This window comes from Gordonia sp. NPDC057258 (assembly GCF_042668985.1).
Lineage (GTDB): Bacteria > Actinomycetota > Actinomycetes > Mycobacteriales > Mycobacteriaceae > Gordonia > Gordonia hongkongensis.
The window spans coordinates 14,738-27,158 of the sequence record NZ_JBHUXZ010000024.1 but is presented as its reverse complement, the minus strand read 5'-3'; the positions used below and the strand labels follow the sequence as shown (position 1 = coordinate 27,158).

Below are 12,421 nucleotides of genomic sequence, written 5' to 3'. Positions count from 1 at the left end.
GTACGGACGTCTCGTCACGGCCGGCGCCACGCGCGACCGGTGCGGACCATCATCTCCTCGGCCGAACGCGGCCCCCACGTCCCGGACTCGTAGGTGTCGGGCGACCCCGACTCGGCCCAGTGGTCGAGCACCGGATCGAGGATGCGCCACGACAATTCGACTTCCTCGTTGACGGGGAACAGCGAGGGTTCACCCAGCAGGACGTCGAGGATGAGCCGCTCGTACGCCTCCGGCGAGGCCTCGGTGAAGGCGGTGCCGTAGCTGAAGTCCATGTTGACGTCCCGGACCTCCATACTCGACCCGGGGACCTTGGAACCGAACCGCAAGGTGATGCCCTCGTCCGGCTGGACCCGGATCACCAAGGCGTTCTGGCTCAGTTCCTCGGTCATGGTCTGGTCGAACGGCAGGTGCGGAGCGCGCTTGAAGACGAGTGCGATCTCGGTGACGCGACGGCCCAGGCGCTTTCCGGTGCGCAGATAGAACGGGACCCCTGCCCAGCGACGGGAGTCGACCTCGAGGGCGATGGCGGCGAAGGTCTCGGTCTTCGAGTCCTTCGCGAAGCCCTCCTCTTCTTTGAGGCCCGGCACCTTCTCGCTGCCCTGCCATCCGGGTCCGTACTGACCGCGGGCAGTGTTCTCGTCGATCGGCAGGACGTTGCGCGTCGCGGCGAGGACCTTGATCTTCTCGGCCTGTAATTGCTTGGGCTCGAAGGAGATCGGCTCCTCCATCGCGACCAGGGCCATGAGCTGCAGCAGGTGGTTCTGGATGACGTCGCGTGCCGCGCCGATCCCGTCGTAGTAGCCCGCCCGGCCGCCGAGACCGATGTCCTCGGCCATGGTGATCTGGACGTGGTCGACGTAATGCGAACTCCACAGCGGATCGAACAACTGATTGGCGAACCGCAGGGCCAGGATGTTCTGGACGGTCTCCTTGCCCAGATAGTGGTCGATGCGGAACACCGACGACTCGGGGAAGACGTTGTTGACGATCGCGTTGAGTTCGCGTGCGGACTCGAGATCGTGACCGAACGGCTTCTCGATCACCACCCGTCGCCAGCTGTCGCCCGTCGGCGTGGCGAGACCGCTGCGCTCGAGCTGCTCGCAGACCGTCGGGAAAGCCCCCGGCGGTATCGACAGGTAGAACGCGTGATTGCCGTCGGTCCCGCGTTCGACGTCGAGTGACTTGAGCGTGTCGCGCAGCCTGTCGAAGGCGGCGTCGTCGTCGAATGCGCCCTGCACGAACCGGAATCCCTCGGCGAGGCGTTCCCACACCTCTTCGCGGAATCCGGTCCGTGCGTGTTCACGGACGGCGTCGTGGACGATGGCGCCGAAGTCCTCGTCGGTCCAGTCGCGCCGGGCGAAGCCGACGAGGGCGAACGACGGTGGCAGGAGGCCGCGGTTGGCGAGGTCGTAGACCGCCGGCATCAACTTCTTGCGGGCGAGGTCGCCGGTGACCCCGAAGATGACCAGGCTGCACGGTCCCGCGATGCGCGGCAGCCGTTTGTCCTGCGGGTCACGGAGCGGATTGGTCCACGAACCGGTCCCGGTTGACTCCTCGTCTCCCGCCACCTGGGGTCAGCCCTTGTTCGCCGCGGACAGTTGCTCGGCGGTCGCGCTGAGCAGATCGTTCCACGCGTCTTCGAACTTGCTGACGCCCTCGTTCTCCAGGACCAGGAAGACGTCGGTCAGGTCGACGCCCACCGCGACGAGCTTGTCGAAGATCTCCTGCGAGTCGGCGGCGAGACCGATGATGGACTCGGTGTTGACCCAGCCGTGGTCGGCGAAGGCGTCCATCGTCTTGCCCGGCATCGTGTTGACCGTGTTGGGCGCGACCAGCTCGCTCACATACAGGGTGTCCGGGTAGTCGGGGTTCTTGACGCCCGTCGACGCCCAGAGTGCGCGTTGCGGGCGGGCGCCCTTGGCGAGCAGCTCGGGGAACCGCGACTCGACCTCGAAGACCTGCTGGTAGGCCGAGTAGGCGAGACGTGCATTGGCCAGTGCGGCCTTGCCCTTGAGCTCGGTGGCCTCCGGGGTGCCGAGGGCGTCGAGTCGCTTGTCGATCTCGGTGTCCACCCGCGACACGAAGAACGAGGCGACGGAGTGGATGCGGGAGAGGTCGTGGCCGGCCTGGGCGGCGGCGTCGAGGCCGTCGAGGTAGGCGGCGATGACCTTCTCGTAGCGCTCGACCGAGAAGATCAGCGTCACGTTCACGCTGATGCCCTCGGCGATGACCTTGCTGATCGCGGGGAGCCCGGCCTCGGTGGCCGGGATCTTGATGAGCAGGTTCGGCCGGTCGACGATCTTCCACAGCTCCACGGCCTGTGCCACCGTGGCGTCGGTGTCGTGGGCGAGGCGCGGATCGACCTCGATCGACACGCGTCCGTCGACGCCGTCGGTCGACTCGTAGGTCGCGGCGAGGACGTCACAGGCGTTGCGCACGTCGTCGGTGGTGACCGTCCGGATGGTGGCGTCGACGTCGGCGCCCCGTGCGGCCAGTTCGTTGACCTGGTCGTCGTAGGCATGGCCCGACGACAGCGCGGCCTGGAAGATCGACGGGTTGGTGGTCACCCCGACGACCGACTTGGTGCTGATGAGTTCGGCGAGGTCACCTGAGCTGATCAGGTCCCGGGACAGGTCGTCCAGCCACACCGACACTCCGGCGGCGGACAGTTCGGCGAGCTTCTCGTTCTGGGTCACGATTCTCTCCTTGTGGGTTGTGGTCGCTCAGCCCGCGACGACGCGCTCGGCGGCCGCGGTCACGGCCTCGGCGGTGATGCCGAACTTGGTGAACAGCACCTTGTAGTCGGCGGAGGCCCCGAAGTGTTCGATCGACACGATCTCGCCACCGGCGCCGACGATGCGGTACCACGGCATGGCGATACCGGCTTCGACCGCGACGCGCGGAACCGACGGCGGCAGCACGTGGTCGCGGTACCCCAGCGGTTGCTCGTCGAACCACTCGACACAGGGCATCGAGACGACACGCGCCTTGATTCCCTTCTCCGCCAGCGCCTTCTGTGCGTCGACGGCCAGGTACACCTCGGAGCCGGTGCCGATGAGGACGACGTGGGGATCACCCTCGGAGTCGCTCAGGACGTATCCGCCGTTGGCGACGCCCTGCGCCGAGGTGCCCTCCAGGATCGGGATGTTCTGGCGGGTGAGCGCCAGGCCGACCGGATGGTTCCGGCGGGTGAGCAGGTGCTGCCAGGCGTACGCGGTCTCGTTGGCGTCGGCCGGCCGGACGACGTCGAGGTTCGGGATCGCGCGCAGCGCGGCCAGGTGCTCGATCGGCTGATGGGTCGGGCCGTCCTCACCCAGACCGATCGAGTCGTGGGTCCAGACGTAGATCGGATCGATCTCCATCAGCGCCGCGAGGCGGACCGCGGGACGCATGTAGTCGGCGAACTGCAGGAACGTACCGCCGTAGGCGCGGGTCGGCCCGTGCAGGGCGATGCCCGACAGGATCGATCCCATGGCGTGCTCACGGACACCGAAGTGCAGGGTGCGGCCGTAGGGGTTGGCCGACCACTTCTTGGTGCTGATCGAGGTCGGTCCGAACGACGGCTCGCCGTCCATGGTGGTGTTGTTGGAGCCGGCCAGGTCGGCCGAACCGCCCCACAGCTCGGGCAGCACGGGCGCGAGCGCGCCGAGCACCTTGCCCGATGCGCTGCGGGTCGCGACATCTTTGTCGCCGACGTTCCAGCTGGGCAGCACGTCGGTCCAGCCCTCGGGCAGTTCGTGAGCGGTGAGCCGGTCGAACAGCTTCTTGGCGTCGGGGTTCTTCTCCGCCCAGGCATCGAACGACGACGTCCACGCCGTGCGCTCCTCGGCACCGCGGTCGATGAGCTTGCGGGTGTGGCCGATCACCTCGTCGGTGACCTCGAAGTTCTTCTCCGGGTCGAAACCGAGGACCTTCTTCGTCGCCGCGACCTCGTCCTCGCCGAGCGCCGCGCCGTGGGCCATGCCGGTGTTCATCATGTTGGGGGCGGGGTAGCCGATGATGGTGCGCAGGCAGATGATCGACGGCCGGTCGATGACCTGCTGGGCCGCCTCGATCGCCGCCTCGATGGCGACGACGTCCTCGCCGCCCTCCACGGTCTGCACGTGCCAGCCGTAGGCCTCGTAGCGCTTCGCGACATCCTCCGACAGCGCGATGTCGGTGTCGTCCTCGATCGAGATCTGGTTCTGGTCGTAGAACACGATCAGGTTGCCGAGCTGCTGGGTGCCTGCTAGCGAGCTGGCCTCCGACGTCACGCCCTCTTCGATGTCGCCGTCGGAGGCGACGACATAGATGTAGTGGTCGAACGGGCTCTGTCCGGGCGCCGCATCGGGGTCGAACAGGCCGCGTTCGCGTCGGGCGGCCATTGCCATGCCGACCGACGAGGCCAGACCCTGACCCAGCGGGCCGGTGGTGATCTCGACGCCGCGGGTGTGGCGGAACTCGGGGTGGCCCGGCGTGAGGGAGTCCCAGGTCCGCAGCGCCTCGATGTCGGACAGCTCGAGACCGAACCCGCCGAGGTAGAGCTGGATGTAGAGCGTCAGGCTCGAGTGTCCGCACGAGAGGACGAAGCGGTCGCGCCCGGCCCAGTCGGTGTCGGTCGGGTCGTGACGCATGACTCGCTGGAACAAGGTGTAGGCGAGCGGAGCGAGGCTCATCGCGGTACCGGGATGTCCGCTTCCGCACTTCTGCACTGCGTCGGCCGCCAGGATCCGGGCCGTGTCGACGGCGCGGGTGTCGAGGTCGGTCCAGTCGTCCGGGTGGCGGGGGGTGGTCAAAGCGCGGATCTCGTCTGTGTCGGCCACGATGCTGAAGGTCTCCTGTGCCTGCTCGGTGCGATTCGTACTCGGTCGGAGGTCGTAGAAGGGGCGATGGGTACCAGGGCGACCGGTACCAGCGTGATCGGTGTAGGCGTTGATCGGTATCGGCGCTGACCGGTGTCGGCCACCGACGATCGTCGGCGCGTACGCCTCCAGAGTAATCGGCGCCGGCCGCGCGTTGCGCGCCGACCGATGGTTACCGGCGAGTTCTGGCGTCATCGCCGGTCGAGAGCTCGCGCATGGCGGTGCCATGCCTCGATTCACGGTTCGCAGAGGCAAACGTCTACCATGCTCCGTAGTAGCCCGCGGGCGTCTGTGCGGGCGGACGAGGAGTGTTCGTGAGGATAGGGGAGCGTGTGAGCGGGAACAGTTCCGCCGCATCTCACTCGACCGACACCGCATCGAATCCGCAGGTATCGACCGAAACGGTCGCACCGGCCGATCAATCGTGGGCCGGGCGTGTGCGTGCGACGGTGCTCGCCTACATCGCGCTGACCAAGCCGCGTGTCATCGAGTTGCTTCTCGTCGCCACGATCCCGGTGATGCTGCAGGCCGACCGCGGCCACGTCGACATCGCGGTCATCGCCTTCACCCTCATCGGTGGCTGGCTCGGCGCAGGCAGCGCCAACACCCTCAACATGGTGGCCGACGCCGACATCGACAAGAAGATGAAGCGCACGGCCCGGCGTCCGCTGGCCCGCCGCGCGGTCGCGCCGCGGAGCGCGCTCATCTTCGGTCTCGCGTTGTGGGCGGCGTCCTTCGCGGTCCTGTACTTCGCCGCCAACCTCCTCTCGGCGCTGCTCGTCTCTGCGACGATCCTCTTCTACGTCGGCGTCTACACGCTGATCCTCAAGCGTCGGACCTGGCAGAACGTGGTCTGGGGCGGCGCCGCGGGTTGTATGCCGACCCTGGTGGGGTGGGCCGCGGTCACCGGTTCGCTGAGCTGGCAGCCGATCGTCCTCTTCGCGGTCATCTTCTTCTGGACGCCGCCGCACACCTGGGCGCTGGCGATGCGCTACAAGGAGGACTACAAGGCGGCCGGTGTGCCGATGCTCCCGGTGATCGCGACCGAAGAACGCGTCACCCGCCAGATGCTGATCTACACGGTCCTCACCGTGGTGACCTCACTGCTGCTGATCCCGGCGACGAGCTGGATCTACACCGTGATCGCGCTGACCGCCGGCGGCTGGTTCCTGGAGCGTGTGACCAAGCTGTACCGCGACACCAAGCGCGGTGCCGAGGTGGCACCGCTGAAGGTGTTCCTGCAGTCCAACGAGTATCTCGCCATCGTGTTCTGCGGCCTCGCGATCGACGCGGTCGTCGGCCTGCAGACCATCTCGTCCTACTTCTGAGCGCGGCTCACGTCCCGGCCGGCAACAGCACCGTCGAACCCGTGGTGACACGTGCCTCCAGGTCGGCGTGTGCGGCAGCCGCATCGGCCAATCGGTAACGCTGGCCGACGCGCACCTCGACACTGCCGTCGACGATCGCCTCGAAGCACTCACCGGCCCGGCGGTTCAGTTCCTCGGCGGTGTCGGTGAAGTGCGCCAGTGTCGGCCGCGTCACCGACAGCGACCCCGCGGCGTTGAGACGCTGGAGGTCGAACGGCGGAACCGGCCCGCTCGCCGCCCCGAAGAGCACGATGATCCCCCGGACCGCGGTCGAGGCCAGCGACTGCTCGAACGTGTCGGCGCCGACGCCGTCGTAGACCACCGGCACGCCGCGTCCGTCGGTGAGGTCACGGACGCGGGAACTCAGGTCCTCCCCGTAGCGCAGGACGTGATCCGCCCCCGCGGCGCGCGAGAGTTCCTCCTTCTCATCGGACGAGACCGTCGTGATGACCGTCAGTCCGCGGCGCTTGGCGAGCTGGGTGAGGATCAGTCCGACACCGCCGCCACCGGCGTGCACGAGGATCGGATCGCCGGCCTGGGGATGAGCACTCCCGTCGAGGAGATAGTGCGCGGTGAGACCGCGGAGCAACGACGAACCGGCCACCGCGTCGTCGACCGCGTCGGGTACCGGGACCGCCTTCGAGGCCGGGACCGCGACAAGCTCGGCGTACGAACCGGGGGCCGCACACCACGCCACCCGCTGACCTTCCTGCAGCGACGTCACATCCGAGCCGGTCGCGACGACGACGCCCGCGCCCTCGGTACCGGGGATGTAGGGCGGTGTGGAGGGGTACAGGCCCCGGCGCAGATAGGTGTCGATGAAGTTCACGCCCACCGCTGCGGTTCGGACGATCACCTCGTCGGCGGCCGGGATGGGATCGTCGACACTGCCGAAGGTCAGGACGTCGGGTCTGCCGTGGCGGGTCACCTGGATAGCTCGCACGACACCGTTCTACACGCCGGGATCGCCCCGGTATGCTGACCCCCATGACGAACACCACCGACGACGAGAAGTCGGGCACACAGCAGAAGGTCGAGGCACCCACCGAGGTCGTCGCCTCGGTACGCAAGTTCGTCGAGCGCGAAGGTTGCAGCGCGAAGGTCGTCCTCCAGGCGATCGGGGACGCCGGTGTGCGGATCACGCTCGTCGGCGACGCCAACGGCATCCTCGGGGACCGGGTCGTGCCCGATCTCGCGACCGCGCAGGCCGTGGTCGACGCCGTCGACGGTCTCGAGATCGCCGAGTGGGACCGTGACCTCACCTCGGAGACCACGGTGTCGACGTCGCACTACCGCAAGATGGCGGGTTGGGTCGCGCGGCAGAAGCGCTTCCCGCGTGCGCGCAACCGCGCCATCCTCTGAGGCCGGAGCTCGATCAGGCAGGCTCGCGCAGCGGGTCTGCCTTTTTCGTGGCCGATTCCTTGGCGACCGGGTTCCGCGCGATCAGGAGCTGCCAGGTGGCGCCGATGAGCAGGACCGCACTGCCGAACATGTGCGCGATGACCAGGGCGATGGGCAGATCCGTGGCGAACTGCACGAACCCGATCAGGCCCTGAAGCAGCAGGAGCAGCATGAACACCACTGCCGAGCGCTGTTGCGGCCGAGCGAACACCCGCGCGTAGACGAGGGCCGCGATCGCGAGCCCGACGAGGGTGAAGACGGCGTCGGCGTGCAGCTGTGTCGCGTTGCCGGGGTCGAGACCGTTCCGCGGGGCGTCCACATCGCCGGCATGCGGGCCGGAACCGGTCACGACCGTGCCGAGGTAGATCGTGCCCCAGGTGACGAGATAGACAAGCCAGGCGAGGTAGATGCCGAGCCGGCGCGTGGCGGTCGAGGGGGCGTCGGCATCGGGCGCGGTGGGCGTCGGATACGGACGCATCCGGTAGACGAGCACGGTGGATGCGGAGACCAACGCCATGGACAGCAGGAAATGCAGCGCGACGACCCACGGGTTGAGCTGGGTCAGGACCGTGATCCCGCCGATCACCCCCTGGAACGGGATACCGAGCGCGATGAGGGTGACCAGCCACTTGTCCCGGCGCGCCGCTCCGGCCGACCGCAGGACGGCGACCCAGGTCGCGATCGCGATGACGATCAGCACGAAGGTGAGCAGACGGTTGCCGAACTCGATCGCGCCGTGCATGCCCAGTTCGCCGTGCGGCACGAACGACTCGTCGGTGCACCGCGGCCAGGTCGGGCAACCGAGGCCCGAGGCGGTCACGCGCACGGCGCCGCCGGTGACCACGATGCCCACGTTCGAGACGAGCAGGGCGATGGCCCAGCGATGCACGAATCGTGCCGTCGGCCGGCCGAAGCCGGGGACGAACCGCCACGGACCGGTCAGCGGCCGGCGCGCTTCGCCGGCGGCCGCGGCATGATCGCCCGACCGGGCCGTCGCCGGGGCGTTCGAAGTATCGGATGTCATCGGAATCGGAACCACCTCACCGCCAAGGTGCCGGCCACCGCGGCCCACACCAGCAAGACACCCACCCCGAAGGCGTCGAACGAACCCTCCGAGGCCATCTCGAGCGCCTCGCTCAATGCCCCCGACGGGATGCACCGCGCGATCCAGTGCACGGCGTCGGGGATGTTGGAGTCGACGACGACCAGACTGCCGAGGCCGATGAACGCGAACCACAGCAGGTTCGCCAGTGCCAGCACGACCTCGGCCTTCAGGGTGCCGCCGAGCAGCAGCCCAAGAGCCGCGAAGCACGCGGTGCCGACCGCGAGGACCACCGCACCGATGAGCAGACCGACGGGGCTCGGTCGCCAGCCGAACGCGGCGCCGATCCCACCGAGGATCACCGACTGCAGCGCGACCACCACGAGGACCGCGATCGACTTGCCGGCGATGATGCCCCAGCGCGGTATCGGCGTCGCGCCGAGGCGTTTCAGCGCGCCGTAGCGACGGTCGAACCCGACGGCGATCGCCTGTCCGGTGAACGCCGTCGACATCACCGCGACGGTCAGGATCGCCGGGACGAACAGCGCCGCCCGCTCGGCGGGGCCGTCGCCGAACCCGGTGTCGATCGGCAGCAGGCACAGACCGACGAGCAGCGTGATCGGGATGAACATCGTGAGGAGCAACTGCTCGCCGTTGCGGAGCAGGAGCTTGAGTTCGAGGCCGCTCTGCGCGGCGATCATCGCCGGCAGCGACGCCGCCCGGGGAGCGGGGCGGAACAGACCGTCGGGGAATGTTCCGGCAGCACGGTCGGCGGGGCGGGGGAGCCCGGTGGGTGCGGATGAGGTCACGGTCGAAGGGTCCGTCCGGTGAGATCGAGGAAGACGTCTTCGAGGCTGCGGGTCTCCACGCGCAGATCGGTCGCGAGGACGTTGATCTTGGCGCACCAGGCGGTCACCGTGGCCAGCACCTGCGGCGTCATCGGACCGATGACCAGATACGAGCCGGGGGTGGCCTCCGTGCAGTGGTAGTCCTCGGGCAGGGCCAGCACCAGCATCGACAGGTCGAGTCCACGTGGTGCGGTGAAGCGCAGTTCGTTCTCGGCGCCGGTGCTGGTGAGGTCGGCGGGTGTCCCGTCGGCGACGACGCGGCCGTGATCGATGATCGCGACGTGGTCGGCGAGTTCCTCGGCCTCGTCCATCAGATGGGTCGTGAGCAGGACGGATGCTCCGTCGGCCCGGAGCCGGTCGATGAGTTCCCACACGACGAGGCGGGCGTGGGCATCGAGTCCGGCGGTCGGTTCGTCGAGGAAGACAAGTTCGGGGCGGCTGACGACCGCGCAGGCGAGGGCTAGGCGCTGCTGCTGGCCACCGGACAGACGTCGGTAGGACGTACGACGCACCTCGGTCAGGCCGAGTGCGTCGAGCAGGAACTCGGGATCGATGGGATCGGCCGAATACGCGGCCACCAGGCGCAGCATCTCCTCGGCCCGGGCTCCCGGGTAGGCGCCACCGCCTTGCAGCATGACGCCGATGCGGCGCCGGAGCGCGTCGTTGTCGGCGATGGGATCGAGACCCAGGACGCGGACGCTGCCGGCGTCGGGCGCGGTGAAGCCCTCGCAGATCTCGACGGTTGTGGTCTTGCCCGCGCCGTTGGGACCGAGCAGGGCGAGGATCTCGCCGCGTTCGAGGGTGAGATCGAGCCGATCGACCGCGGTGCGATCACCGAAGCGCTTGACCAGACCGCGGACCTCGACGGCCGCCGCAGAGGCGGCCGGGGTGCCGGCGGAGGCGGCTGACCCGGGATCGCGGAGCCGACGATCGTTCACCCGATCGTCGTCGTTGATCTGCCGAGAGGTCGTGCTGCGCACACTGGTCAGACTAGGCGCTCGGAGCCCAGGGACGAAAAGCGGTGACCGGGCACACGGCGCATGCGCTCATCGTCGTGCCGACGCCGACCCGGCCGTGGCCTCGTCGTCGTCCGACACGGGCCCGCGGCGGCGCCGCCGACGGGGCGCGCGGTCCTCGAAGAACAGGGCGGTGAGAACCGCGACCATGATCACGCCGGCCAGAAGTCCTTGTGCCAGAACCACTCCGCTCGTGTTGGAACTCGTGGGCATCACCACGATGGCGATGATCGCCGACGCCGCGATGGTGGAGATCCGGAACCAGGCGCCGGTGGCCCACGCGGCCAGCGGGATCACGGCCCACAGGAGGTACCAGGCCTGCACGAACGGGAAGAACAGCACGACTGTGGCCATCGACACACCGAGTGCACCGAGTGGGTGGAGCCGGCCGCCGAGCGTGGCGAGCATCCACCGGACGATGAACAGGGCGGCGACGAGCTGGCCGATGGGCCGGGCCACCTCGAGGATCGCCTGCGTGTGCTCGCCGAGGCCGAGGGTGACGCCGATCCGGCCGGTGGTCACCGACAACAGGGTCGGCATCGACATCCACGAGCGGACGATCTCGCCCGTCGACAACGTGCCCGTCCAGCCGAAGCCGAGCCCGGTGCCGAGGGAGATCCCCATCATCACGATGCCCAGGACCACCACGTAGAAGGCCGCCGACGCGCTCAGCATGTACACCGACCACCGGGAGCGACCCCACCATTCCCGAATCGGCGTGTGGCGGAGCACGGGCAGGGTGGCGCCCCACCGCATGGCCAAGGCGATGCCGACGAAGCCCAGGGCGAGCATCGAGGTGACCTTGATCATCGCCGACGCCGCGAGCACCGCACCGCCGGCGATGAGCAACCAGCCCGCTCGGGTGGGGACGAGGGTCCCGGGTCGGCGGAGCCGTTCGGCGCCGTAGATGGCGCGGAAACTCAACTCGAGACCGACGAGCATCAGGCCGAGCATGAGGGCCTCGTTGTGGATGCCCCCGACGAGATGCAGGATGACCAGCGGATTCATCGCGCCGAGCCAGAGTGCGGCCACTGACGAGACCCCGCAGCGGCGGGCCAGGCGGGGGAGTGCCCAGACGATGAGCGCGACGCCGATCAGTGCGACGACGCGGTGCAGGAAGATCGCGGCGGTGATGTTGTCGCCGGTGACCTTGGTGATGCCCTCGCCGATCCACAGGAAGAAGGGGCCGTAGGGCGCGGGGGTGTCGCGCCAGAGGTTGGGCACCGACCTGGTCAAAATGTGGTCCACGCCGAGTCCGCGGACCGGACTGACCGAGTACGGATCCATGCCCCGGAAGGCGATGGCGCTCTGCGCGAGATACGAGTAGATGTCCTTGCTCAGCAGCGGCGGCGCCACGATGATCGGGGCGATCCACAGCATGAGGGTCCGGTCGGCCTGGCGGCGGCTCATGCGGCGCTCCGGGCTCCGGCCGTGGCGGACCTCGACGCTGAACCGGCCGACTGCGAACCGGCCGAGCAACAACCACGCGACGACCAGGGTGATCGCGCCGCCGATGGACAGCGCGAGGGCGGTGCCGAACATGCGTGACGGCAACGACAGGACGCGCATCCCGGCAACTGGGTTCTGCAGTACGGGTACCGCACCGGTCCCGAGGGCGCCGATGAGGATCAGTACCGAGCCGGTGGCGCCGAAGAGCTTGATCCGGCGGAGCCGGCGGGTCTCCTCGGCGTTGAGCGGGCCGACCTCGCGCTCGTCGTCGTGTAGGCGGGCCACGGTCTTGCCGTAGTCGCCGGGTTCGGCGCCGGCAGCGGCAGGGCGCTGTTTGCGCAGTCCGAGATAGTCGAGCAGGGCGACCAACCGGGTCCAGACGAGTCCGAAGTAGTCCGGCACGCGGCGCGGAGCTGTGGTTTCGGGCACACGACGACTGTAATCGCCGGGCGTGGTG

At 68.6% G+C, this 12,421-nt stretch carries 10 protein-coding genes; 2 read left to right on the top strand and 8 right to left on the bottom strand.

Features of this window, described 5'->3' with window-relative positions; genetic code table 11:
* Positions 1-14: 14 nt before the first annotated feature.
* From zwf to tkt, 3 genes are read right to left on the bottom strand one after another with little or no spacing between them, the layout of a single operon-like run.
* Complete coding sequence (zwf, locus tag ACFUEJ_RS16510; protein WP_388030643.1) at positions 15-1,568, bottom strand: glucose-6-phosphate dehydrogenase; 1,554 nt, start codon at positions 1,566-1,568, stop codon at positions 15-17.
* Between the two features lie 6 nt (positions 1,569-1,574).
* A complete protein-coding gene (tal, locus tag ACFUEJ_RS16505; protein ID WP_388030641.1) occupies positions 1,575-2,696 on the bottom strand; it encodes a transaldolase in 1,122 nt (373 codons plus the stop codon).
* Positions 2,697-2,723: 27 nt separating this feature from the next.
* The gene (tkt, locus tag ACFUEJ_RS16500) at positions 2,724-4,802 is read right to left on the bottom strand and encodes a transketolase (protein ID WP_388030689.1); all 2,079 of its coding nucleotides are present in this window, start codon (positions 4,800-4,802) and stop codon (positions 2,724-2,726) included.
* A gap of 371 nt (positions 4,803-5,173) precedes the next feature.
* Between tkt and ACFUEJ_RS16495 the strand changes: the two genes are divergently transcribed.
* Positions 5,174-6,169, top strand: a complete 996-nt coding sequence (locus ACFUEJ_RS16495) for a heme o synthase (RefSeq protein WP_065632157.1) — start codon at positions 5,174-5,176, stop codon at positions 6,167-6,169.
* Between the two features lie 7 nt (positions 6,170-6,176).
* Here the strand turns inward: ACFUEJ_RS16495 and ACFUEJ_RS16490 are convergent, their stop codons facing one another.
* Positions 6,177-7,151 carry a quinone oxidoreductase family protein gene (locus ACFUEJ_RS16490; protein ID WP_388030638.1) on the bottom strand — a complete coding sequence of 325 codons (975 nt, stop codon included), beginning with the start codon at positions 7,149-7,151 and terminating at the stop codon, positions 6,177-6,179.
* Positions 7,152-7,183: 32 nt separating this feature from the next.
* Here ACFUEJ_RS16490 and ACFUEJ_RS16485 point away from each other — a divergent pair, with 32 nt between their 5' ends.
* Complete coding sequence (locus ACFUEJ_RS16485) at positions 7,184-7,570, top strand: hypothetical protein (RefSeq protein ID WP_226513241.1); 387 nt, start codon at positions 7,184-7,186, stop codon at positions 7,568-7,570.
* A 13-nt stretch (positions 7,571-7,583) separates the two neighbouring features.
* Here the strand turns inward: ACFUEJ_RS16485 and ACFUEJ_RS16480 are convergent, their stop codons facing one another.
* The 4 genes from ACFUEJ_RS16480 to mptB all read right to left on the bottom strand — a co-directional run bounded on the left by ACFUEJ_RS16480 (position 7,584) and on the right by mptB (position 12,366).
* The gene (locus ACFUEJ_RS16480) at positions 7,584-8,633 is read right to left on the bottom strand and encodes a heme A synthase (RefSeq protein ID WP_388030636.1); all 1,050 of its coding nucleotides are present in this window, start codon (positions 8,631-8,633) and stop codon (positions 7,584-7,586) included.
* Positions 8,630-9,460, bottom strand: coding sequence for an ABC transporter permease (locus ACFUEJ_RS16475; RefSeq protein WP_058250375.1), 831 nt, complete (start codon positions 9,458-9,460; stop codon positions 8,630-8,632). Before ACFUEJ_RS16475 ends, ACFUEJ_RS16480 begins: the two co-directional genes overlap by 4 nt.
* Positions 9,457-10,437 carry an ABC transporter ATP-binding protein gene (locus ACFUEJ_RS16470; protein ID WP_388030687.1) on the bottom strand — a complete coding sequence of 327 codons (981 nt, stop codon included), beginning with the start codon at positions 10,435-10,437 and terminating at the stop codon, positions 9,457-9,459. The genes ACFUEJ_RS16475 and ACFUEJ_RS16470 overlap by 4 nt, the downstream gene beginning before the upstream one ends.
* A 108-nt stretch (positions 10,438-10,545) precedes the next feature.
* Complete coding sequence (mptB, locus tag ACFUEJ_RS16465; RefSeq protein ID WP_388030684.1) at positions 10,546-12,366, bottom strand: polyprenol phosphomannose-dependent alpha 1,6 mannosyltransferase MptB; 1,821 nt, start codon at positions 12,364-12,366, stop codon at positions 10,546-10,548.
* Positions 12,367-12,421: the final 55 nt, after the last annotated feature.

Bases quoted from the DNA above. Each gene is read 5' to 3' on its own strand.
- ACFUEJ_RS16485 (WP_226513241.1), top strand. From the start codon at position 7,184: ATGCTGACCCCCATGACGAACACCACCGACGACGAGAAGTCGGGCACA.
- ACFUEJ_RS16480 (WP_388030636.1), bottom strand. From the start codon at position 8,633: ATGACATCCGATACTTCGAACGCCCCGGCGACGGCCCGGTCGGGCGAT.